The organism is Methanimicrococcus blatticola (assembly GCF_004363215.1).
Taxonomy (GTDB): Archaea; Halobacteriota; Methanosarcinia; order Methanosarcinales; family Methanosarcinaceae; genus Methanimicrococcus; species Methanimicrococcus blatticola.
This window is the reverse complement of the sequence record NZ_SNYS01000005.1, coordinates 1-25,954: the sequence shown is the minus strand read 5'-3', so window position 1 is coordinate 25,954 and position 25,954 is coordinate 1. Positions and strand designations below refer to the sequence as shown.

At 39.9% G+C, this 25,954-nt stretch carries 13 protein-coding genes and 2 tRNA genes; 9 read left to right on the top strand and 6 right to left on the bottom strand.

Annotated elements, in window-relative coordinates; genetic code table 11:
• Window positions 1-87: 87 nt before the first annotated feature.
• On the bottom strand, window positions 88-450 hold the full coding sequence (locus tag C7391_RS00110; protein WP_133516522.1) for a transcriptional regulator: 363 nt from the start codon (window positions 448-450) through the stop codon (window positions 88-90).
• An 846-nt stretch (window positions 451-1,296) separates the two neighbouring features.
• Window positions 1,297-1,370 (bottom strand) — tRNA-Ile (locus C7391_RS00100).
• 253 nt (window positions 1,371-1,623) lie between these two features.
• Between C7391_RS00100 and C7391_RS00095 the strand changes: the two genes are divergently transcribed.
• The 4 genes from C7391_RS00095 (at window position 1,624) to C7391_RS00080 (ending at window position 5,828) form a co-directional block, all read left to right on the top strand.
• A tRNA-Ala gene (locus tag C7391_RS00095) sits at window positions 1,624-1,695 on the top strand.
• Window positions 1,696-2,232: 537 nt separating this feature from the next.
• Window positions 2,233-2,589 (top strand): response regulator, encoded by a 357-nt coding sequence (locus C7391_RS00090; RefSeq protein ID WP_133516521.1) that lies wholly within the window; start codon window positions 2,233-2,235, stop codon window positions 2,587-2,589.
• Between the two features lie 293 nt (window positions 2,590-2,882).
• Window positions 2,883-5,201, top strand: a complete 2,319-nt coding sequence (locus C7391_RS00085; protein WP_133516520.1) for a DNA topoisomerase I — start codon at window positions 2,883-2,885, stop codon at window positions 5,199-5,201.
• 240 nt (window positions 5,202-5,441) lie between these two features.
• On the top strand, window positions 5,442-5,828 hold the full coding sequence (locus C7391_RS00080; RefSeq protein WP_133516519.1) for a hypothetical protein: 387 nt from the start codon (window positions 5,442-5,444) through the stop codon (window positions 5,826-5,828).
• A 40-nt stretch (window positions 5,829-5,868) separates the two neighbouring features.
• Here the strand turns inward: C7391_RS00080 and C7391_RS00075 are convergent, their stop codons facing one another.
• The 3 genes from C7391_RS00075 to C7391_RS00065 all read right to left on the bottom strand — a co-directional run bounded on the left by C7391_RS00075 (window position 5,869) and on the right by C7391_RS00065 (window position 8,478).
• Window positions 5,869-7,104, bottom strand: a complete 1,236-nt coding sequence (locus C7391_RS00075) for a DUF373 family protein (protein WP_133516518.1) — start codon at window positions 7,102-7,104, stop codon at window positions 5,869-5,871.
• Between the two features lie 197 nt (window positions 7,105-7,301).
• Window positions 7,302-7,517 (bottom strand): hypothetical protein, encoded by a 216-nt coding sequence (locus C7391_RS00070; protein WP_133516517.1) that lies wholly within the window; start codon window positions 7,515-7,517, stop codon window positions 7,302-7,304.
• Window positions 7,518-7,746: 229 nt separating this feature from the next.
• The gene (locus C7391_RS00065; protein ID WP_133516516.1) at window positions 7,747-8,478 is read right to left on the bottom strand and encodes a 6-hydroxymethylpterin diphosphokinase MptE-like protein; all 732 of its coding nucleotides are present in this window, start codon (window positions 8,476-8,478) and stop codon (window positions 7,747-7,749) included.
• A gap of 105 nt (window positions 8,479-8,583) precedes the next feature.
• Between C7391_RS00065 and C7391_RS00060 the strand changes: the two genes are divergently transcribed.
• The 4 genes from C7391_RS00060 to C7391_RS00045 all read left to right on the top strand — a co-directional run bounded on the left by C7391_RS00060 (window position 8,584) and on the right by C7391_RS00045 (window position 18,423).
• The gene (locus C7391_RS00060; RefSeq protein WP_133516515.1) at window positions 8,584-10,326 is read left to right on the top strand and encodes an ABC transporter ATP-binding protein; all 1,743 of its coding nucleotides are present in this window, start codon (window positions 8,584-8,586) and stop codon (window positions 10,324-10,326) included.
• Window positions 10,323-12,260, top strand: coding sequence for an ABC transporter ATP-binding protein (locus C7391_RS00055; protein WP_133516514.1), 1,938 nt, complete (start codon window positions 10,323-10,325; stop codon window positions 12,258-12,260). The genes C7391_RS00060 and C7391_RS00055 overlap by 4 nt, the downstream gene beginning before the upstream one ends.
• A gap of 657 nt (window positions 12,261-12,917) precedes the next feature.
• On the top strand, window positions 12,918-15,641 hold the full coding sequence (locus C7391_RS00050) for a hypothetical protein (protein WP_133516513.1): 2,724 nt from the start codon (window positions 12,918-12,920) through the stop codon (window positions 15,639-15,641).
• A 517-nt stretch (window positions 15,642-16,158) separates the two neighbouring features.
• Window positions 16,159-18,423: a cation:proton antiporter gene (locus tag C7391_RS00045; RefSeq protein ID WP_208107029.1), complete on the top strand. Its 2,265-nt coding sequence runs from the start codon at window positions 16,159-16,161 to the stop codon at window positions 18,421-18,423.
• A gap of 262 nt (window positions 18,424-18,685) precedes the next feature.
• On the opposite strand, the gene ileS is transcribed toward C7391_RS00045, so the two are convergent.
• A complete protein-coding gene (ileS, locus tag C7391_RS00040) occupies window positions 18,686-21,868 on the bottom strand; it encodes an isoleucine--tRNA ligase (RefSeq protein WP_133516512.1) in 3,183 nt (1,060 codons plus the stop codon).
• A gap of 497 nt (window positions 21,869-22,365) precedes the next feature.
• Here ileS and C7391_RS00035 point away from each other — a divergent pair.
• Window positions 22,366-25,954: InlB B-repeat-containing protein (locus C7391_RS00035; RefSeq protein WP_133516511.1), on the top strand; the 3,589-nt coding region annotated here is incomplete at its 3' end.

Below are 25,954 nucleotides of genomic sequence, written 5' to 3'. Positions count from 1 at the left end.
TATTTTTGAAAAACAAAGAAAAATAATATTTTTCAACAGAATGTTGTATTTTTATGAAAAAAAATCAAAAAAGACAAAAATAAAAATTTAAGAAATTTTCTTTAATTCTTCGATGTTTCTCAAAATCATTTTTCTTTCTTCGAGAATATTTTCCTCGATCTTTTCAATGATTTTGTCCATCGGAACGGTTAACTTGTAGTATTTTACAGGTCTTCCTTTACCATTGTCTCTCTTTTCTTCTCTGATCTCAATCCAGTTGTTGTTTTTCAGATAACGCATGGCAATGCTGACTTCAGGTTGTCTGAGACCGGATGACATTTCAATAGAATGAGATGTTAATTCTTTTCCGTCAGATAAACAGGCCAATGTTTTAGCAACAGGGCGACTGATGTCTAATTTTCTCAGCAATTCTACCATTTCGGAATCTTTACTAATATATTGTTCACTCATTATAGTTCCTCATTTAAGCTCATTTCGTTTTTACTCGTTTTTAACGTTTTTATTTATTTTGCAGTAAATACTGCCGCGTTTTTTGTATGTAATCTGATTCTTGTTCCTGAAATTTAAGGTGATTTTTACATCAAATAAATTTCGGACAATTAATAAATATCAAGTTATAATATTTATGTGTATTCGTTATTAGAATCAAATCTCAATATGGTCGAAATTATATATTTCGCGAAATAATTGTATGAAATCATCTTAATAATTTTTGATACGAAAACCATAAGCGGCTACTGCACAAAATTTATTATTATTTACGTTTTATAATTTCAAACAATAGATAAACCGATTAATTATATTTTAAACTTATTGGTATAATTCAAAATATATTTTAATTGTTTTATCATATCCGAAACGGATAATTTCTATTAATTGTTAAACGGTCAAAACAGTCAATTAATTCTTATGTTTTATTTATTTAAATATTTTTTTATTTAAGAATTTTAACGACTTTATTAAACAGTTTTTTATTTTGAACCGGATTTTGAATTTTTATTATTGATCTCCGTTTTGAATTATCATTCATTTTTTCAATTGATGATTTTAAATAATCATAAAAAAACAAAGTAAAAAACAAAGTAAAACAAAGTAATAAACAAAGAAAACAAAATAAAACAAAGTAAAACAAAGTAATAAACAAAGAAAACAAAATAAAACAAAGTAAAAAACAAAGAAAATAAATAAAAAGCAAAGCTCATCCGAATTATTTTCATAAAAAACAGTTTGTGAAATTTACGATAACGGTAAATTTCAATAATTTAAAATTTTAATTAAAGAAAAATTAAACAAAAATGGGCCCGCTGCGATTCGAACGCAGGACCTTTCGGTTATCAGCCGAACGCTCCACCAGGCTAAGCTACGGGCCCAATTTGATTTTGTTGTATGCTCGTGAGACAACAATCCTCTAATATGTATTGTGATATTTAAAGGTTTTGCCATGCATTGTTTCTTCTCTTTTTCGAGAGAGAGAATCACTGCATCCAAATCGACAATTATTTATAGAAATTATTCCTTGTGTTAATCCGCGAACGTCGTCACAATTCAATATGAATTTAAGCGGCAGTAGCATCATTTATTTCTTAATTCAGTTCAATTTAATTCTTATCTTTAATTCGTTATGGGCTGGTAGATCAGCGGAAGATCGCTACCTTGGCATGGTAGAGGCCTCGGGTTCAATTCCCGATCAGTCCATTTTCTTTATTTATTTTCTTTATTTTTTGTTTTAACAATGTTCTTTTTAACATTTTTATTTTTCACGTTTTTTCATGATTTCTTTTTTTACATTTTTTTATTTTTTACTTTTACATTTTCTTTTTTACATTTTCTTTTTTATTTTTTATATTTTCTTTTATTCTTTTAATTTTATTCAAATCATCCTATTCTTACGTCTTTTTGGTTTATTTTTCTTTCATTTTTCACTGAAAATATCGTTTACTATTCAAAAAATATTTGAAAGTATCTTATTTTGATTTACATTGTTTTTTATTTTTTCAAAAAATTATTATCACTGCTGTCAACGAAGTTATTTTATATTGGAGCACCTCTTTAAAATACAATTCAATGAACCAAAGATTTAGCGAATACTTTATAATCTATCCTACTGTTATGTATCATATAGCCTCATTTTGAAAAAATGAGAAAAAATGAGATAATAAAGTATGGTCGTTATGGTCGGTTTCCATACCTTTATGTATGATTCAGTTTGGTTAATTATGAGAGTGATCTATTATGCAAAAAAAAGTACTGGTTGTTGATGATGAGGACTTGCTTCGTGACCTTCTTGTTCAAATTATTCAGAACTCCGGATATATTGTTGAACAAGCAAAGGATGGTGAAAAGGCAGTCGAGATTTATAAAAAATTCAACCCCGACATTGTGATTATGGATATCGTTATGCCAAACACGGACGGTATTCAGGCAACAGAGAAAATTTTAAAATACGATTCTCAAGCCTCCATCGTTGCTTTAACTTCATTCTCCTCAACAAAAGGCGATGACATCTTAAAAGCAGGTGTCAAAGAAGTTGTCGGCAAACCCGTTAAGAGTGCCGATTTAATCGAAATTATTAAAAAACACCTCGGTTAACTTTTCAATAATTTCGATTTTAGAGATTCTTCTTAAAAACAGCGTGAGCGAATTGATTATTCCTGCAATAATCTTTTAATCACTCTTTAAAATTCTTCTTTAAATTATTTTCTTTCAATTTCTGAAGCTTCTGCCATCGTTTTTATTTGGGCCGGCAGAAAAGTAGTTTCAAAAAAATATAAATAACACAGTTCTCCATTTAACCATTCAAAATGAAAATATGTTTAAATTGTGTTTAAATTTAGACACGGCAGGCAAAATTAAAAAATTTCTTCATTCTACCGGAGTTTTAGATGTATCTGATTATTACCGAAAAAGATACAGCTGCAAAGCGTATTGCGGCTATTCTTTCAGAAAACAAAGTTAAAAAAGTCCGCTATCCTAAATTAGGCGTTGAGACATACGAATTTACTTATAATGATGATCACACGATTGTCATGGGTCTCAGCGGACACGTTGTCGGAATTGATTTTCCGAATGAATATAATAACTGGCAGAAAAACTCGGCCAGAGATTTAATTGACGCGGAAATCGTACCGATTACAACCAACAAGAAAATTGTCACGGCACTGAAAGTTCTCGGCAAAAAAGCCGACATCGTGACGATTGCAACTGACTATGACCGAGAAGGAGAACTCATCGGCGTAGAAGCGCTGACATTGGTCCAGTCCGTAAATCCTGACGTTAAGTTCAATCGCGCGCTTTACAGTGCGATTACGCCCAAAGATATCACACACGCGTTTGATAATTTGACAACCGTGAATTTTGATTTGGCGGATGCCGGTCACGCCCGCGAAGTCATTGACCTGGTTTGGGGCGCGGCACTCACTCGCTACATTTCACTTTGTGCCGGCCGTCTCGGCAAGCTCTTTTTATCTGTCGGTCGCGTTCAGTCGCCGACATTGGCACTGATCGTCGAGCGTGAAAAAGAGAGAGAAGCTTTTATTCCCGTTCAATATTGGGAAATTGAGGCAACACTTGAAACCAAATCCAAGGAATCATTCATCGCGGAATACCACACCAACCGCATTTTTGAAAAAGAAATCGCAGAACGCGTTTATTCTAATGTGATTGTCGGCGGCGACGCTAAAATCAAAAGCATTGAAGCGAAGCAACGCAAAGAAAAACCGCCGATTCCGTTTAACACAACCGAATTCTATGTCGCGGCCAACGCTGTCGGCATTTCCGTCAACAATGCCAAGCGCATGTATCAGACGCTTTATGAAGCCGGTTTTTTGTCTTACCCGAGAACAGACAGTACAATTTATCCGGAAAGCTTGGAACTTCGATCTTTGATTGAAATGTTTGTCGGCACTGAATTTGATGAATATGCCAAAGCCCTTCTCAAAATTGCCGATAAAGACGGTTTAAAGCCGACGCAGGGCAAAAAAGAAGACCCGGCTCACCCGCCGATTCACCCCGTTGCGCCGGCCAAACGCTCTGACATGAAAGAGGATGAGTGGAAAATTTATGAATTGGTTGTGCGCCGTTTCTTCGCGACATTTGCAGGCGAAGCTGAATGGGATACGCTGAGAGTTGAAATCGACATCAACACCGAAGATTTCAAGACCAACGGCTCCCGTTTAACGAATGAAGGCTGGCGTTGGTACTACCCGTACAACAAGCCCGAAGACCGTGTTTTGCCGCATTTGGAAGAAGGCGATGTTTTAAAAATTACGCATAAAGAATTATTTGATAAGGAAACGCAGCCACCGAGCCGTTACGGTCAGGGCCGCTTAATCCGTGTTATGGATGACATGGGCATCGGGACAAAAGCGACGCGCGCGGATATTATTAACAAGCTTGTTTCCCGTTATTATATTCACGGCAATCCCCTTCAGCCGACCAACATGGCTTATTCCGTCATTGATACGCTTGAACAATACGCGCCGACCATTGTCAAACCGGATATGACCAAACAGCTGGAAGCCGACATGGATAAAATTTCAGAAGGACAAATTTCGGAATCCGATGTTTTGAAAGAATCCAGAGAAATGTTAAACAGCGTTTTTGATGATTTGGAAAAGAATCATGAAGATATCGGGCGATCTCTCCAGTCAGGTTTGCGCGAAGACAGAATCGTCGGAAAATGTCAGCGCTGCGGATCAGACTTGAGCATACGCAAATCCAAGAAAGGCGCGCGCTTCATCGGCTGCAACGGCTATCCCGAGTGTGACTTCTCCCTCCCCGTTCCGAGAACCGGTCAGGTTGTCGTGACCGACAAAATGTGTGACGAGCACCAAATGTATAAGATTAAAATCATCACTGAAGGAAAACGCCCGTGGGAACTCGGCTGTCCGCAATGCAATTTCATTGAATGGCAGAAAAAGTTAGAAGAAGACGAGAAAAACGGCATCGTTGCCGAAACATCCGCCGAACGCGCCAAACGCATCAAAAAAGAAAAAGCCGCTGCCAGAGCCGAACGAGAAGCCAAAGCCGCCAATCCGACAGAGCTTTCCGACATCAAAGGACTCGGCACAGCCTCGCTTCAAAAATTAAATGACTCAGGCATTATGACGCTCGCCGATTTAGCAGGCGCCGATGCCGCTCAATTGGCTCGGGAAACCGGAATCAGTTCGAAAAATATTGAAAAATGGAAAGAAGTTCTTTAAGATTTTTTTCTTTTTTTGTTCTCTTCTTTTTTTCGTTTTTATTTTCATTTCCATTTTTTATTTTCCGTGCCATGTTTTTTTCTTTTTTCAAATCCCAAACGACCACCCGCTAATTTTCGTTCCGATCTGAGCAAAGCGAAGTGAGGAACGGAAATTTGCGGATTCGTACTCCGCCGATACAGCAAAAATAGAAAAGCATTTTTCAAATTCATTTATTTTTCTGCATCTGTCTGTTTTACTGTGCTTGCTGTTTTACTGTCTGCTTTGCTGCCTGCATCTGCTTCTTTTTATGACAGCCGTTCGCTGCGCGAACGTGGGTACTGTTACCTGCCGTTTGCATTGCTGTGTTACCTACCGCTTGCGTTGCTGCTGTTACCTGCCGTTTGCGTTGCTGCTGTTACCTACCGTTTGCGTTGCTGCTGTTACCTCCCGTTTGCGTTGCTGTTGTTACCTTCCGTTCGCGTTGTTGCTGCTGCCTGCCGTTCGCATTGCTGCTGCTCTGTCCTGTCACCATCGCCGCCGTACACACGCGTTGCTACATCTTTGATTTTTACAAAAAACAGTCTCTGCTTTTTTAAAAATATTCATTTAATGTATTTCGTTTTTCAAAAAAATAGTAAAAAATAATAAAATAAAATGGAAATAATTGAAGCAACCGTTTTTTGATTTATTCTTTGCTGCTTCGAATTCCGATTTTGATTTTTACCGGCTTCGGGATGGTTTCTTCGTCGTCATCATCCTGTTCTGTTCCGTCTTTGACGATGATTGTGGTTTCCGGTTTTTTCGGTTTTGACTCTTTCGGCGGTTCCTGAATTTTTTCTTCTTCAGGCTCTTCGGTTTTTTGGGCCGAGAAATAAATGCCGACGAGGCCGATAATGACAGCTAAAACAATACTGTAGATGAAATACGCAACTGAAAAAACATATCCCAGCTCAGGCATTATGGTTGATAAAGCGTAACTTCCGGCACTCCAGAACAAAAGCGTTCCTGCAAGAACAAAAAGCATTTCCACAACTAAGCTCTGATATTCCTGTTTGGCATAAATGCAGTCAACGATTTTTCCGAGCAAATAAACAAAGGCTGATCCGGCGTACCATAAAATCGCTTTTTTGATGTACAAGGAAACAATCAGAAGGAAACCGTAATAACTGATTTCGCCGCCGGTTAAATTCCAAACACTGATGGAACCGCTAATCGTTCCGACGATAAACAAAAAAATGGCGGCAAGGGTTGTAACAAATGAAAGCTGATGCGAATTGAATGATTTTTTGAGTTCGGACCAGCTGAGAATCAATTTGTCGTTGAGCGAATACGCTCTGATGATCATGTAAATGCCGACAACGAAGAATGTGCCGATAATGGCCCACTGCGGATTGCTGGTTGCCATCGCAAGCGCGTAAATGATTAAAGCCAAACCGATCGGGACGAAAAATGTTTGAAGCAGTTTCGGGTCTTTCAGGAAGTTTTTAATCATGTAGTACGTGCTTTCCAAGTTTTCACTCTGCATGACCACGATTCTTTGAACCGAATCCACTTTAATGCGGGATTGAACCAGCGGAACCAAAGATTCGTCTTCAGCGCCGTCGGATACGAAAACAGCGCTTTTAGCATCTTGATTCGCTAAGAATTCATCTAATTGTTCGGCAATTTTTTTATCCGAAATCGTGCCGACATTTTTATCGCCTGCAAACGAAACAATTTCGGCGTCAACACCGAGGCTACGCAGTTCATCTAAAATTCGAATGCCGCCGAAAATCGTGTTGGTATCGGAATCCTCAGGATCGACAGTCGCCAAACTGACGGCAGCAGCAATATTTGCGCCGCGGCCGATGACCGGCGTGATAACCTTCGCCTTTTCACCAAGGTCGTTGTCTCTGTCAATACAAATAACAAGCGTATCCATTTTTTAATTCCGGTTTAATTCTTAAAATAAAACAATAAATGAAAATGAATTAAGCATAAATGATGTAGTATCCATTCTATTTATATTTATAACCGAGCCCCTATATTAAAAACGTTTTTTTTGTTTTTGATTTCAACAAGAAATGTATCGTTTCCATCTCTTTTCTTTTTTTATGAAATCGGTTCCCTCTGTTTTCGTTATTTTGAAGAAATGATGCGGCTCGCGCGCGGCGGCACTGCCGGTTGCGGGCAGGCGCCGGCAATGCGACCGGCAGGTGACAGCAGCAACACAAACGGCAGATGGCGACAGAAACGCAAACGGCAGATGGCGACAGCAACGCAAACGGCAGGTAGCAACAGCCCCGTTCGCGCAAGCGAACGGATACGATAAAAAAGAGCAGATGCAAATGGCAAAGCGGTCTGCGACACGGCACAACGTACACAACGAAGCCAGACACGTAATAACACCCAACACGACTGTAATAGGATTAAAAAACCGCATTTGATTTTTGCTGTATCGGCCGGGTACGAATCCGCAAATTTCCGTTCCTCATTTTATTCGGAACGAAAATTAGCGGGCGGTTGATTCGGGTTATAATTCTTTTCAAAACCATTCATCTTTTTTTATTTTTAAAAAACGAATTTACAACTCCGAATAAAATCGAATTTTTTCAGGATTCTGCTCTTTTTCTCGAATTAATTGAATCAACTTTTCAGCGCATTCCAATTTTTTCTTTTTTAACGGCAGCACACTCGGGTCCTTAAAATCAAAACCGATTAAAACAACGGATGCCGCGTTAAATGCGTCAGCCAGAAAAACACAGCGGTCACCGTCTGTGAAACCGCCGAAATTTAATAAATAATCCGGCGGGCGGCATTGGCATGTCGGAATTATCGTGTTTTGATTGATTTTATCCGAAAAGGCCGGCAAATATTTCTCTAATTTGTCCAAATTATCGCCGTGCGCGTGAACCAAAAGAAGCGCGCCTTTATCAACCGCTTCAATTTCTTTAATCGCGTCATTGGGGTGTTTTCCGTCCAAATCCGTGACAATAATGTCGGGAATCCTGTTGTTTTGAAGCAAGACCGTTGCTGCGCCATCGGCGGCAATATAAATTTCATTGCCGCGGCTTTTTTCTTTCAAAAAAGCGATATATTCCTTTTCCAACGAAGGCGCGTTGCCGCAAACGACAACAGGGCGACGGCTGATTTTTTCTTCCAATATTGAAAAAATTTTATCATTCCGGTTTTCCAAAGAACAGACTTTTTTGAATTCATTTGAAAGCCAGAGTGCTGTTTTTTCATCTTTTTCTTTTGGAAATCCGAATTTGTTTAATATTTCTGTATAATACGACTCCCATTCGGTAAAATTCATAAAATTCCTCTTATTAAAACCAATATTCTTTGTAAAAGGAACAAGAATTTAAATAGTTTAATCTTTCATCTTAAATTTTACATTTTGTAATCGGGAAAGACATTTATGAAAAAACTTTTCGGGTATTTGAAACCCTACAAATTATATATTACAGCAGCTGTCTTTTTAATTTTTCTTCAATGTTTGACACAGCTGTTGCTGCCGGATTTAATGGCCCGAATGGTTGATATCGGCATTGTCGGCGGCGATATCAGTTACATCTATACGATGGGTGTTTACATGCTTGTCGTCACCGTTTTCAGTATGATTTTCTCCATTGCCGCCGGATATTTCACATCCAAAACCTCCGCCGGATTTGCAAAATTACTTCGAAAAGACTTGTTTGATAAAACAGATTCTTTTTCATTGGAAGAATTTGACAAATTCGGAACGTCGACGCTTGTCACGCGTACGACCAACGATGTCAATCAACTTCAAAACGTTATCATGATGATGCTTCGTGTCGTCGTCGTTGCGCCTCTGACGTTTCTCGGCAGCATTTTGCTGATGATGAATAAAGACATCACATTGTCGCTGGTGGTGCTGGCAGTCATTCCGCTGCTCATTCTTTTTGTATATGTCGTTTCCCGTCAAATTATTCCCGCCGTTCAAGAAATGCAGCGCAAGCTTGACAGTGTCAGCCGTATTCTTCGGGAGCGGTTAACAGGCGTTCGCGTCATTCGCGCTTTTAATAAAGAAGAAGCGGCAACACGCCAATACGAAGCGGCAAATGATGATTTAACCGCCGTTTCCTTAAAAGTCAACAGAATCGCCGCTGTTCTTTTTCCCGGAATGCTTTTCTTAATGAATCTGGCAACGATTGCCGTTTTGTGGGTCGGAAGTTTCAGAATCGAATCCGCGAATTTTACGGTCGGGGATATGATGGCGTTTATCCAATACGTGACAATGATTATGATGTCGGTTGTCATGATTTCAATTATCTTTGTTATTCTTCCGCGCGCAAAAGTATCAGCCGACCGCATTTTGGAAGTTTTGAACACGGAACAAACGGTTTTAGATCCTGAAAATGAAGCCGAATTTGTCTTCACCGTTGATGAAAATCAGCCGGCGGTTGAATTTAAAAACGTTTCATTTCGTTATTCCGATTCCGATAAAATGATTTTGAAACACATTTCCTTTTCAATCAACCGCGGTGAAACAGCGGCTGTCATCGGCGGCACTGGATCCGGAAAAACGTCTCTTGTCAGCTTAATTCCGCGTTTTTATGATGTCGCCGACGGCGCGGTTTACGTTGACGGTTTTGATATCCGTGATATTAAACAAGCGGATCTGCGCCGAAGAATCGGATTTGTTCCGCAAACGGCCGTTCTTTTTTCGGGAACGATTGCCGACAATCTTCGCTACGGCAAAGATGACGCAACCGAAGAAGAAATTTGGAAAGCACTTGAAATCGCGCAAGCGTCCGAATTTGTTGAAAACATGGAAGAAGGCATTTATTCATACATTTCCCAAGGCGGAACAAATGTTTCAGGCGGCCAAAAACAGAGACTGACGATTGCGCGCGCGATTGTTAAAAAACCTGAAATTTACATTTTTGATGATAATTTCTCGGCGCTTGATTATAAGACAGACGCCAATCTCAGAAGCGCGCTTCAATCCGAAATCAAAGACGCGGCCGTTTTAATCGTGGCGCAGCGCGTCGCAACTATTCGAAATGTTTCCAAAATCATTGTATTGGACAACGGCGAAATTGCCGGAATCGGAACAGATACTGAATTGATGGCAAATTGTGAGGTTTACAGACAAATTGTCGCGTCTCAAAACGGCAGCGCGGAGGCGGCAGAATGAGCGGCTCTTCACGAGAACAGAACAGAACATTTACCGGACGGCAAAGACGCGGCGGCCCGGGCGGTCCCGGCGGTCCGGGTTTCTTAGGCATCACCGAAAAGCCTCAGAATTTCAAAAAAACGCTGAAACGACTTCTCGGATATTTGAAACCGCATCGAATCGGAATCGCCGTCGTTTTAATTCTGGCTGTTTTAAGCACGGCCTTCTCGGTTTTAGCGCCGCTGCTCATCGGTGATATTGTCAATGTTTTATTTGAAGGCGTTATCGGCAGTGACAGCCGGATTGCGGGAATTAATTTTTCTGCCGTGACAACGCTGTTGGTTCTGCTGTTCGGCCTTTATGTCGGCAGTTCCCTTTTCGCTTACGCGCAGCAATACATTATGGCCGGCATTACTCAGAAAGTCGTTTCTGATTTGCGCGTTGAAGTCGGCTCAAAATTATCGCGCCTGCGCTTAAAATATTATGATTCGCATACGCACGGCGAAATCATGAGCCGGATTTTAAGTGATGTGGACACAATCAGCAACACGCTTCAGCAAGGCATTGTTCAACTGATCACGTCAGCCATCACGATTATCGGTATTTTGGTCATCATGATTTATTTGAATCCGCTGCTGACGCTCATCTGTTTCTTAATTCTGCCGGTGTCGGCGGTTTTGACAAAAGTGATCGTGAACAAATCTCAGCCTTACTTTAAGCATCAGCAGGAGCGAATGGCGGATATGAACGGTCATGTTGAAGAAATGTATACCGGTCACAAAATCATTAAAGCGTTCAATCGCGAACAAAAAGCATCTGAAAAGTTTGACGGCATCAACGATGATTTGTATGATGTCGGCTGGAAATCTCAATTTATTTCAGGCATTGCCATGCCGGTTTTGTTTTCCGTTCAAAATATCGGATACGTTTTTGTTTGTATCATCGGTTGCCTGTTTGTTTTGGCAGGCTCAATGAACATCGGCAACGTTCAATCGTTTATTCTTTATTCCAAACAGTTCACACAGCCGATTTCACAAATTTCAACGGTGATCACAACAATTCAATCAACAATTGCGGCCGCCGAACACGTCTTTGAAATTTTGGATGAAGAAGAAGAGCAGCCTGATTCCGCTGACGCCATATCTGTTGTCAACCCGGACGGCGCCGTTGTTTTCGATCACGTTTCTTTCGGTTATGAATCCGGAAAAACCGTCATTCATGATTTGAATCTGAATATTTATCCGGGCGAATCCGTTGCGATTGTCGGCCCGACCGGCGCCGGAAAAACAACCATTTTGAATTTGTTAATGCGGTTTTATGAAATCGACGGCGGCCGGATTTTAATTGACGGAACAGACATTACGCAAATGAAACGCAATGATTTAAGAAACATGTTCGGCATGGTTCTTCAAACGCCGTGGCTCTTTAACGGTACCGTTCGCGAAAATATTGCTTACGGACGCGAAGACGCAACGGACGAAGAAGTCATTCGCGCGGCAGAAGCGGCGTATGCGGACGCGTTCATCCAAAAGCTGCCGCAAGGGTATGAAACGGTCATCAACGAAGACGCGTCCAACATTTCAGAAGGCCAGAAGCAGATGCTGACAATTGCCCGCGCTTTCTTATCAGACCCCGTTATTTTGCTTCTGGACGAGGCGACAAGCAACGTTGACACGCTCACGGAAGTTCACATTAAAGACGCGATGACGACGCTTATGAAAGGCAGAACAAGTTTTGTGATTGCGCATCGTCTTTCCACCGTTAAAAACGCGGATTTGATTTTGGTGATCAATCACGGCGAGATTATCGAGCAGGGCAATCATGATGAATTGATGGCAGAAGGCGGCTTTTACGCGATGCTTTACAACAGCCAATTCAGCAGTGATAATTTGGATGAAACATTCAGACAGGTTGAAAAGAATATTGCGGGGAAATCGACGGCTTTGGTCGGTTGATTTTTCTTTTTTTGTTTTTTTGATTTTTTTGTTTTTTTGCTTTTTTTGTTTTTTTGATTTTAAGTTTCGGGAAATACGGGATTCGTTTTTCTTTTTCAATTAAAGTCGGAGCAGCTCGCGCGCGAGCGCAAGTATAATCTGTTTCTACTATTTTACTTTCGATAATTTATTTCATTAATGAAAATATAAATATGGGTATTTCTAAACATAAATATTGGTTCTTTCAAAAGTGATCTGTAATGTTTGATATTATGGTCTCTTTATTGAAATATCAAATAAATTTCAAACTTATCATTTTTAAAAACGAAAATTGAATCGGTTTTGTTCCGGCTCTCAAAAACGGTTGACAGAATTTTACAGCTTTGAAATTCAACATGAATACGCTATTCATTTTGAATCCGTTCGTCAAAAAAGACTCTCTGTAAGGTTTGCCTTTCTGCATCGCGCCGTTTATAAAAGAACAATACACAAAGACGGTTTTTATTTCATAATTAAATGATTGTAAAAATTGTATAAATTAAATAATTCTAAAATCGAATGCGAAAGCGATCACATTAAAAATGAACAATAAAAATGAACAATAAAAACGACAATAAAAACGACAATAAAAACGAAACAATAAAAACTAAAACAAAAAAATCCTTCAGTGGTGGATTTATGACATTATTAAAAAACGAAAAAACGATATTGAAAATTTCAAACGGAGTTTTTTATTCCGGTTTGATCTTATTTATGCTCTTACTTTTGAGCAGCTCTGCCTTGGCCGCAACGACACACGATATTTCAACTGTTGACGATTTAAAAGCAATCGGTACCGGTGATTTTTTACTCAGTGACAACTACAGATTGACGACAGACATTGTTATTGAAGATTCTGTTTGGAATCCGATTGGCAGCTATGAAACCAATTTCACGGGAACTTTTGACGGCAATGGAAAAACAATTACTTTTTCTGCGCCTTCAGTAACCTTTGAGAAAAAAACAGAAAGTGAAATAACACAGGGATACGGCTTGTTCGGGAACGCCAACTCCGCTGTTTTTAAAAACGTAAATTTGAAAGTTAATAATCTTACTGTTGATACTAATTATAGTGTTTTATATCTCGCTTCATTAGTCGGCAAGACATACGACGTGACAATAACAAATTGTACTGTTACGGGAATGACATCTGATGCGACAATTAAAGGAAATGGCGGAGTCGCAGGCCTTGTTGGTGTTATTGAATCTCCAAAATCATCTCGATCTGTTATTGAAGATTGTTATTCAAATGTAAACGTCATTTCAAACGGCGTTGTCGGCGGTATTACCTCAGTGGCTAATTATACAGATGTTATCAATTCATCTGCAAGGGGCAGCATTGAATCTAATAATCAATATATCGGCGGTTTAATCGGAATGACGAGCAATTCCACTGTAAAAGATTCTTCTTATAATGGTTTTAACAGATATATTGTCGGGAACGGAAATATCGGAGGATTACTCGGGTCCGCTGATAATTCAACTGTCTCAAATTGTTATGCAATTAATGTAAATGTAACAAATAAAGGAAATAGATCGCAGATTGGTGACGCCGGGGGATTAATCGGCACTTCAGGAACGGTTACTTTAAACAGCTGTTTTTCAACAGGAATTGTAAAAGGCAATTTTAATGTCGGCGGTATTACCGGAGCCGCGCGGACAGGTTCAATCTCTGATTGTTACTCTATTTGCGATGTTGAAGGTGACTCCAAAACAGGCGGATTTATCGGCTCGCACGCTGCCGACAGATGGGACCTTGAGATTCAAAATTCATATTCTGCAGGACGTGTAACTGCCGGGACTGCGTTTGGCGGTTTTATCGGTCAATCATACGCAAAAACGACTATTACTGATTGTTACTACGATACCAACACCTCCGGAAAAGCAGACACCGGAAACGGTGAGCCTCATAAAACCGCTGACATGAAAACGCTTGCCACATTCCAAAAATGGAACATTTCAGAAACGCCTTATGAAAAAACTTGGTATTTCGAAGCCGGCTCTTATCCTGAATTATTGGTTAAAACAAATCGGATTTACATTCAAAATGCTTCTTCTTTAGAAAAAATCGGTACGAACGTTTATGCTGAAGATGGCAGCAACGATGTGAAAAAACTTTGGACTATGGATGCCAATTACATTTTGGCCGATAATATTGATCTTGATTCGGTTTCACATTTCAAACCGATCGGAGCTGCGGATAATCCTTTCACCGGCACATTTTCAGGAATGAACAAAAACTCCAAATATACAATTTCTAATTTGAGAATTTTGTCTGATCGTGATAACATGGGTTTCTTCGGCGTTGTCGACGGCGCGGTGATTTCTGATGTTTCTTTAATTGTTAAATCAGTTGAGGGCGAAAAGAATGTCGGTGCTTTGGCCGGCAGCTTGAAAGATACTGTTATTCGAAATTGTTCTGTTGAAAACGGTACTGTTCGGGGGGAATCATCTGTTGGCGGTCTTGTCGGCAACTCTGTTGAAAACAGCGTGATTGAAAATTGTTATACCAATACCGACGTCAAAGCTTTATCCAATACCGCCGGCGGTCTTGTTGGTTCAATTCATCAATCCGGAACAATTCAAAACAGTTACACGGTTGGTTCAACAGAATCCGCAGGGACAATTGCCGGCGGTCTTGTCGGTTCAATTTTGACAGACGCAGTTATTGAAAAATCTTATTCTGTCGGAGAAGTGACAGCTTCCGGCGGTAAAGCAGGCGGCTTAGTTGGTCAGATTTTAGAATCTGCTGACATTTCAAACAGTTTTGCATTAAATGAACATGTCGACGGCAGCGATGCAACCGGTCGCGTTATCGGCGATATTGTGAAAGCTGGCAAAGTCAATGTCGAAAATGTTTATGCTTGGTCCGGAATGAAAAACGATTACGGTTTCACAACAAAAGATGCCGGAAAGAATAACGGTCAACCGATTGCGTCTGTCGCTTTCTGGGAAACCTTCCCGGTCAATGAAATTTGGGATGAATGGAGTACATCTGATTGGAAATTAAATGAATATGTCAATTACAAACTTCCTGTTTTGACATGGCAAGGAGCCGTTGTCAGCGATTTAAGCTATTTGATTTCGTCATCGGAAAATACGGCAGAAGAAGAAACAAAAGACTCTGAAAAAACGAAAGGAAATTCAGGCGGAGGACGACGTATGAATCCCGAGGCTGAAAAATCCGCCGGTCAACATATACTGCCAATTGACTATGAATCCGAAGATTTAATTGAAGAGCTTTCTGTTATAAAGGAAAAGTTTTCACCCTTCCTTTTCTTTATTTTGCTCTTGTTAATTGTTTGCATAGCGGTAATTGCCAGATCAGTTTTGAAAAATTCAAAGGAAAACAAAGAGAATTAAAAAACAAAGAATGAAAAACAAAGAATGAAAAACAAAGAATGAAAAACAAAGAATGAAAAACAAAGAATGAATGACGGTTTAATATATCCTCATTCATTTTTTCATTTCTTTTTATTCATTTTTATTTATTTTCATTCATTTTCATTTTGTTTTATTCATTTTTATAATTTTTTCATTTTTTATTAATTTTTCATTTATTTTTTGGCTGCCGCCGCGCGCGGGACGCATCATCTTTTTAATTTTTGAAATAATAAACCCGCATCTATTTTCAATCTTTGAAATCAAAAATCCACTCAGATTTGTCAATGAAATAATAAATTTATTCGCATTTTCTGATTTTATCAAAATCAAATCGGGCTTTTTAAAAACAATTGTTAACCCTGAAAGCAACTTTTTTTAATAAAAGGAAAAATGATTTAAACCATGTTTTGTTATGTAAAACGTTATTTTATTTTTTAATGTAAACTTAATAAACTTTTGAATTTTTATCATCATTTGAAAACTTCGGGGAAAACTCATGTCAATGGAATTGTCGCCGCTCATATCTGATTTAGCATTGATTTTAATTTCGGCCGCCGTCATTACGCTTATCTTTAAGCGTTTTAAACAACCGCTCGTTTTGGGATATATTGTTGCGGGGCTGCTGATCAGCGGGTATTTAATCGGTTATCTGCCTGAAAGTATCGGGCAATATATACCGTCGATATCCGATTCTGAAAATATTTCCATATGGGCCGATATCGGTGTTATTTTCCTCCTGTTCGGTCTCGGTCTGGAATTCAGTTTCAAAAAGCTGATGAAAGTCGGCGGCACGGCCTCCATTACCGCCATTACAGAAGTTATTTCAATGTTGATTATCGGGTTTGCCGTCGGTTATTTAATGGGCTGGAATCACATGGACAGTCTCTTTTTAGGGTCAATGCTCGCGCTTTCCTCAACAACCATTATCATCAAAGCCTTTGAAGACTTAAAACTCAGAGGACAAAAGTTTACCAACGTCGTTTTCGGCGTTCTCATTGTCGAAGACCTGATTGCCATTTTAATGATGGTTTTACTGCCGGCAATCGTTTTAGCACAATCTTCCCTCGGTATCGAATTAATTGAAAGCATTGCCAAAATGGCTTTCTTCCTGATTCTTTGGTTCATTGCCGGCATTTACATTCTGCCGACCGTTTTCAAATACATCCGCAAATACATGAACGATGAAACACTTTTGATTGTCGGAATCGGTCTGTGTCTCGGAATGGTCGTTCTCTCCGTCAAAACCGGATTTTCATCTGCGCTTGGCGCTTTCATTATGGGTTCCATTTTGGCCGAAACCATCGACGGTGAAAAAATAGAACACGTCACAAAACCGATTAAAGATTTGTTCGGCGCGGTTTTCTTCGTCTCCGTCGGTATGATGTTAAACCCCCAAGTGCTTATTGATTACGCCGGCCCGATTATCATCATCACAATTGCCACCATTCTCGGAAAAGCTTTCTTCTCAAGCTTCGGCGTTTTGATTTCCGGCCAGAACTTAAAAGTCTCCATGCAATCCGGTTTCTCGCTTGCGCAAATCGGAGAATTCGCGTTTATTATTGCCGCGCTTGGTCTCAGTCTGAAAGTAACGAGTGATTTCTTGTATCCGGTTGTCATCGCTGTTTCCGTGATTACAACATTTACGTCACCGTACATGATTAAGTATTCCGACCGCGCTTATGAAGCATTCAACAAGATTTTACCGGCCGGAATGCGGAATTATCTCAACAATTTCGGCAACAAAAGAAATGCGATTAACAAAGACAATACCTGGAAAAAAGTGCTCAAATCCAATATTTTTGTCATTATGATTTACGGCGTTGTTTTAGTGGCGATTGCCATTTTATCCGTGACATACATTTCACCGTTCTTCAGGGAAAATATCGGCGGCTGGCAGGGATCTTTGATTTCCGTTGTCGTCACGCTTTTGATTATGGCACCCTTCCTGAGCGCGCTTTTGATGAGCAAATTAAAAACCAAAAACTTTGAAACTCTTTGGAACGATCCGAATTTCAACAGCGGTTACTTGGTTTTCTTAAGATTGGCGCGCTTTGCCGTTGCCGCTTTGATTGTCGGCTACGTCATTTTCATGGAATTCACATCCAGAATCGGTATGATCGCCATTTTCGTTCTCTTTGCAATCGCTTTTGCCTTATGGTCACAGACACTTCAAAAGCAGTACACCAAATTCGAAGAAAGATTTATGGAAAACCTCAACGAACGCAGTGTCAGCAAGCTCAAAAAAGAAGTGGACGTTTCATCCATGGAAAATATTCACATGGACACTTTTGAAGTTGACCCGGAATCACCGGTCATCGGAAAAACACTTGCCGAACTTGGATTCAGAACAAAATACGGCGTCAACATCGTTTCAATTATTCGCGGTGATCAGCGTTACAACATCCCGGGCGGCAATGTTCGTATTTTCGCGTGGGACAAAATTATCGTCCTCGGAACCGATGAGCAAATGGACGCGTTCAGACAAGAAATCGAAGACCACTCTCTCGCGCCGGAAAAGAAAAATGAAGACGAAGTCGTTCTTCAGCAGTTTGTCGTTGAAGACAATTCCCCGCTTCTCGGAAAACCGCTTTGTGACTGTGCCATTCGCGACAAATCCGAATGTCTCGTCGTCGGCGTTGAGCGCGATGAAGATATCATCATGAATCCCGACGGCAAATTTACGTTCCATGAAGGCGATGTTGTGTCAGTCGTCGGTGAAAAAGAAAAAGTCAGAGCACTTTGCTGTGTGATTTTAGATTAAATTAAAAATGTTAAAAAGCTGCCGAAATCGGCAGCATTCTTTTTTGTATCTTTTGCTGTAATTCTTTATTTTTTCTTTTTCGTTTCTTTTTAGCACTGCTGCCTTACTCGCTTCTTGCTGCTGTCGGCAGCCGTCGCGCGCGAGCCGCTGCAATTTTTAAAAACAAAACACAAAACAAACGAACTCGGTTTTTTTTGAAACTTAATCAAAAAACGAAAAAATGAAAAAGAAAAAATGATAAAAAAAGATGAAAAAGAAAGCTTTACGCTTTCTTTCCTGAAATACCGATGGTCATTTGAATGCCTTCGATATCCCATTCTTTAATCAAATCGCCTGAGGCTGCATCCGGATTCAAAATGAGTTCTCCGGCGCGAACTTCTGTTGCAATTAAACTTGTCATGTCTTTGATTAAATCCGAAACATGCTGATCTTTAATTAAAACGGCTGCTGTGATTTGATCGTCAACGGCAAGGTTCAATTCTTTTCTCATGTCTTGGATTCTGCGAATGACTTCTCTTGTGTAGCCTTCGGATTCCAATTCTTTGGTCAGTTTGGCGTCAACGTAAACCATACCGCAATCTGAATCGCTTCCGGCAATTCCTTCCGGAATGAGTTCTTCAAAAATGACCATGTCCGCCGTAATTGTAACGGTTGTGCCATCGGCAAGAGAGAGCTCCATTTCTTCGACGCGGTCAAAGACTTCTTTTAAAGACTTGGCACCGGCTTCGATTAAAGCGTCAGACACTTTTTTTGCGTCCTGCTTAAATGTCGGACCGAGAACGCTTTGGTTCGGCGTCATCTGAACATCCAAATCTTTCCAGGCTTCGCCGACAGCGAGAACTTCAACGTCTTTCGCGTTGGTCTGCTCAAGCAAAACATCGCGCAGGTGGGTCAGCGCAGCGGCAACCGCTTCATCTGTCGGGACGACCACAATTCTTGAAATCGGCCATCTGAGTTTGCGGCCGGCTTTTTGGCGGGCGTTTGATGAGGCTTCAACAACGTTTCTGACAATTTCCATGTGTTCTTCAAGTTCGGCGTTCACAAAGATTTCTTTGGGAGCCGGCCAATCGTTCATGTGAACGGAGAGCGGCGCGTTTTCATCAATGTTTTTCACCAAATTCTGATACATGGTTTCAGACAAATACGGCATAAACGGCGCTGAAAGTTTTGCAATTGTCACATATGTTTCGTAAAGCGTTGCGTAAACCGCCAATTTGTCGGGATCGTTTGCTTCTGTCCAAGTTCTTGGACGAATCAGCTGGATGTACCAGCGGGAAAGATCTTCCAATATAAAGTTAAACAAGCCGCGAAGCGCTTTATGAAGCGTTTTTTCATCCATGGCTTCCGTGACTTCGGCAACGGTGGATTGCAGGCGGGAGAGAATCCATTTGTCTTCTTCGCGCATGCTGCCGATTAATGATTCTGCGGGATGTTCAAGCGGATTGAAATTGTCTAAAACCATGTAAGGGAGCGGGAATTTGTAAACATTCCAAAGGATGTTGACCGTTCTGTTAACAGTTGCAACGTCGTCCCAAACGAATTTCAAATCGTCCCACGGCGCGCTGGATGAGAGCGAATAAGCGCGAAGCACGTCAGCGCCGTATTTTTCAATCACTTCATCGGGCGTGACAACATTTCCGAGACTCTTTGACATCTTTTTACCGTCTTTATCCATGGTAAAGCCGTGCATGAGGACGCTTTTGTAAGGTGTTTTGCCGAAAGCCGCAATGGACGCGCCGAGCTGAGAGTAGAACCAGCCGCGCGTTTGGTCGTGGCCTTCCGTAATGAAGTCTGCCGGCCATTTTTCTTCAAACAAATCCGTTCTTCCCGGGAAACCGAGCGTTGCAAAAGAGGCAACGGCGGAATCAAACCAAACATCAAAAACGTCTTTGGTGCGAACCATTTTGCCGCCGCATTCACACTCAAGCGTGACTTCGTCAACATACGGGCGGTGAAGTTCAATGTCACCGGTCAGCTGCGCTTTTGTAATCAGTTCCTGTTTCGTGCCGAAAACGGCGCGCTTTTTACAGTCCGGGCAGGTCCAAATCGGAACCGGAATGCCCCAGTAACGCTGGCGGGAAATGCACCAGTCGCGGGCGTCGGCCACCCAGTCTCTGAAGCGGGCAGAGCCGGCCCAGTCGGGCGTCCATTCGATTTCGTTGTCAATCGCGTTCAGCATTTCATCTTTAATTTTCCCGACATCCAAGAACCACTGCTCGGTCGCTAAATAGATGATTGCTGTTTTACAGCGCCAGCAGTGTCCGTATCTGTGATTGATTTTGCCTTGGGAAAGCAGTAAATCTTTGCTTTTCAAATCTTCAATAATAATGTCATTGGCTTCGCGAATGTTCATGCCGGCATATTTTCCGGCTTCTTTTGTGTAAGAACCGTTTGAGCCGACGGGACAGAAAATCGGCAAACCGAATTTGGAGCCGACATTAAAGTCGTCCAAACCATGGCCGGGCGCAATATGAACAATGCCGGTGTTATCGAGTGAAACGTAATCGGCCGGATAAACCGCGTGTGCCATCTCAGCCTGTGCCGGAACTTCGGCAGCCAACGGCGCTGTGTATTCCAAACCCTGAAGATCGGATCCTTTTTTTGTTTCAAGAATTTCATGGGAGGGATATTTTCCGCGTTTCATAATGAGCGGAACGGATTCCTTGCCGATGAGAAGGCGTTCGACTTTACCGTCTTCGCGCGTTGCTTTGACAATCACGTATTCGGCGTCCGGATGGACGGCAGCGGCAACGTTGGACGGAATGGTCCAGGGCGTTGTTGTCCAAATGACGACATAAAAATCCTGCTCGCCTTTGACAGGGAATTTAACGTAAATGGAATCATCATCGCGGTCCATATATTCGACTTCAGAGTCGGCAATTGCGGTTTCGCAGCGCGGGCACCAGTTGACGACACGTTTTCCTTCTTCCAACAGGCTTTTTTCGTGTGCTTTTTGAATCACCCACCAGGCGGCTTCGATGTATTCATCTTTTAATGTCATGTAAGGATTGTCCCAATCCATCCAAATGCCGAGCGCTTTGAATTGGTTGGTCATGTCACCTTTCTTTTCAATCGCAAAAGACTTGCATTCTTGGATAAAATTGCCGACACCGAATGTTTCGATGTCTTTTTTAGATTGGAAGCCGAGTTTTTCTTCAACTTTCACTTCAATCGGCAAGCCGTGCATATCCCAGCCCGGTGTGTCGGTAACAGCGTCGCCGTTCATAGATCTGTATCTTAAAATAGAGTCTTTAATGACTTTGTTCCAAGCCGTTCCCATGTGAATATGTCCCGTTGTATACGGCGGCCCGTCAACGAAAAAGAATTTTTTCCCGTTTTTGCGTCCTTCTCGCGTTTTATGATACGCGTCAGTTTCATTCCAAAATTGGTTGATTTGCTCTTCAACCTTTTTGGTTTCATATTTCTCCGGTATTTCCTGAAGCATAAATTGTCCTCGGTTTTATGATAGAATGATAAATATTTGATAATTTTGATAATTTTAAAATTTTAATGTGATTTTTTGTAATTTAATTGAAATCAGCAATAGAATCCGAATCGGATTCAAATTAAAGTTGTTACTAATTTATATACTGACATATAAAGATGTGGAACAAAGACCGCCTTTTCTTAAATATATTTCGAGAAAAAAAGTTAACCCCATCAATCTTTGTTTTGTTTAACGCGGTGTTTCTTTTTGTTTTATATTTTTAATTTTCGTTTTTAATTAAACTAAAATGACTAATTTTCATCTTTGTATATATCTTTATATAGTGTATATACTATATTTTATAACTCACTTAATCTATTTTGAATGTGAATAAAACTTATAAACAAGAAAATTTATTATGTTATAATATTGGCTAAATAATAAAAAATATTGTTTAACTATTTGGTAATTGGATTTGTTATATAATCTATACTAAAACATATGGGGCTTACGCAATGAATAATTACGCAATGGATATTTTTACACGTATATTTTCACTTTTTATGATCTGTATATTATTAACCGGATCAATTGTAACGACAGAAATGGCTGCGGCACAGCCGGGAACCTCAGATATCACAATTTCTTGGTATTCTGATGAAAACGGTGAATGGACACTTATCGGCACAAAAGTATTGACCGGTGTAAATGGCGATACGGCAGAAATAGATCCGATTATGGACAGTGACGGAATTGATTATGTCGAAGGGAAAAACAATCAGAATGTCATTTGGTCTTCCTATACCGCAGACTCAACTTTATCTGATGACGGAAATGTAATATTCGGAGAAACAAACACTGTCGACTTTTATTTGACTTATGTTGATCCGTCAACACCATCAGAACCTCTTTTCGGACCTCTTTCTCTGGGGTGGACAGCTGAAATTTATCAGGTTGTTAATAAAATAAATACATCTACAAATCCGGCATCAATGGAGAAAGAATTTGTTAAAGTTAAAACAATGGATCTCTCATACGCAGGCGGAGAAGTTACTGTACCTGCTACTTTGTTGGATAATACTCAAATTAATAAGGATACGACAACTCATCAAAACAATTTAAGCGATAATACGCTTAAAACCTATAGCCATCAATGGGTTTTAAATGACAGTTATCCTGACGGGCAAGCAGCAGATGCCCCCGGAAATATTGCCGTTGGCAGTTCTACGGGTGTTTTGAAGTTTTATTATGAACCTCCGAACTGGCAATATGAATATGATTTTGATACTCAGACACTCAACACATCCAGAGCAATTGTGTATACCAACATCGGATGGTTTGAATTGATGTCGAAATATGAAACAAGCTCAGCCCGGCGAAATTTATTTGAAAACAATGAAATTACACATATTCGCCTGGGGGCCGATATTAATCAAAAAGATGATCAGCGTTACGGTACATTTTATGTTAACCGAAAAAAAGCTTCATTAGAAATAGACGGCGCAAAAGACCCTGCAAATCCCGGAACTTCGGAAGAACACTGGTATAAATTTGTTCAGTGGCAGTATACCGCGCCTTTTACTTCCGGTTATTTAAATGTAATGCGTTTACATACAGATGACGGATTGGGAGATATCGGAAGTTCAGCGGCTCCTCTTACTGACGTCAATTGGAAAAACTCGTTTTTAATAGGTGGTAACGGGTATGGCCTTTTTACAACTATAGGTCGTGAAGGAGTTACTTATAATTATGAAAATATATTATATGTGGGGCCACAGCTTATTTGGAATTCTTATGGTGACGCTAATATAAAAGACGCTGAAATTGTTATTGAAGACCCGCGTATTTTTGATCAAATTAATTACAAATATTTTAACGGAACCGCTCAAACAATCAATTTAAATTTATCACGCAGTTCTACAATTTCTCAAGGATATTGGGGAGAATTTGCAGAAGTCAACAAAGTGAATTTGTCCGGAAATATTTCTGTATATAAAGGAAACAGAGATGCTGAGGGTACTTCTGTTGCGATTTTCCAAATCTGGAATAATAACGGTGACGGTAAAATTACTATTTTACCCGATTCTGATGTGCAGATGGTTCATGAAAATACACGTGCCGGAGATACTTATTATACTCCTTTTGTCAAAGTGCCGGCAACAGTTAATTTGGAAATCGGGGATAATTCCACATTTAATTTTATGGGTGACCATGCATTTTCAGAAGCATCTAATAACATTAAGAATTTTGATATTAAAGAAAACGCGACGGTAAATCTTATTTCTAATAATATACGCAATATCACTATTCCTTTCATTAGTTTTAATGAATCATTAATTGTCGGTGAAAATGCAACATTAAATGTTACGGTTGCAAATGATTCAAATCGAAGTGCGGTAAGATTCAATGGCAGTATATTTTTAGATAATAATTCTTCAATGAATATCATCGGACGTACAAATAAATCCAATCCAATGGTTGAAACAAAAAATATTGATATTAGTCGTGGGGCTGATGTTTACATTATAAATCATAATAACGGAACAGCCTTAAAAACCAATAATTTAACTGTTGATAAATTGGCATTATTGCATGTTGCCGGCATGAATATTACAGACGAAACAGTGCCTGCAGCAAATGTTACAAATTTAAAAATAGATCGCGCAGAAGATGTTGTATTCTATAATGCAGGGCAGGGTAAAGGTTTGCATGTCAGAGATAACAACACATTAACGGTCACAAACATGGAACATATTCGATATTGGAATAATGCTTCCGGAGCAACATACAATTTAGATACGGGTAATATTATCGGTGAACCTACCTCTAATTGGTTGCATAATACAAGTGATAATTACGGATTTAATGTTACAGCAAATATCAGTGACAGAAGCGCAGAAAATCGTTCCGGTCAGATTAATGGAAACAGCAATATTACAGTTGTACGTTATGTTCCTGTTTCTGATACTCCCGATGGCAATCCTGAACTTACTATTAATGAGTCCATCAATGAAACGAATTTTGGAACGAGACATTGGTTAGACAATAAAAATTATAATGATCACCGAATTTTATCTTATAAGGGGTATGCCGGTCCTTATCTTGTTAACCTTTATTGGAAGGATCCGACTTATAAAATTACACAGGGAGTTGTTCCTTATGGTGCAACAATCTCAAGCTGTATTAATTGGGAGTCTCAAAAGCCGGATTACCCACTTCATGTGTTCCGTGGTTGGTATTCTGATTCGGCTTTAACAGAATTTTATGATGTTAATACAACTGAGTTGGAAGGAGCTGTTGATTTATACGGAAAATGGGTTGCAGACGGGACGACATTTGAAGCAAGATACCATTTGAATGATGGAACAAATATCAATCAATCGATAGAAATTCCGATCGGTTCCAGTCATACTGTACTTGCTCCCAATCATGCGGATTTGTTATTTACGCGCGAAGGGTATACCTTTTTAAATTGGAATTCTATGGCCAACGGCTTAGGTGAAACCTATACTATCGGCGACTCTTTGCCACAAAATCATGATTATCATTTGTATGCTCAGTGGGATTTGATTGAGTATACAATTACATATCATAATTTGTTTGATGCCGTGAGTCCGAGTAAAACATCATTTAATATTAATGATTTAAATCCGGTTTTAGATTTAGAAGAACCCGGATATCGCCCCGGTTATGATTTTGGCGGTTGGTACGCCGATGACGTATCTTTTACGACTCCTGTGTCTCAACTCTCAACACTCGGAAATCAGGAAGTTTGGGCCAAATGGGTGGAAAATAGAACAGATACAGTTTCAATTAATGTCAAATATTATCTTGCGGAAGATGATTCTCCGCTGAGTGATTATGATACAACGGTAACTGTATGGGCTGCTGAAGTTCTTGAATCTAATATTTTTATTCCTTCGGGATATACTTTGAATTCTACTGATCCTGTGCTTCCTACCCGGATGGATGATGAAAGTATATTGAATGTTTATCTTGACGCTGATGACACTCAAACCGTTGAAATCACTGTTGAATACTATTTCGACAACGTGATTGATGACAGTGAAACCTTGACGAATCACGAGATTTGGGCCGGACCTT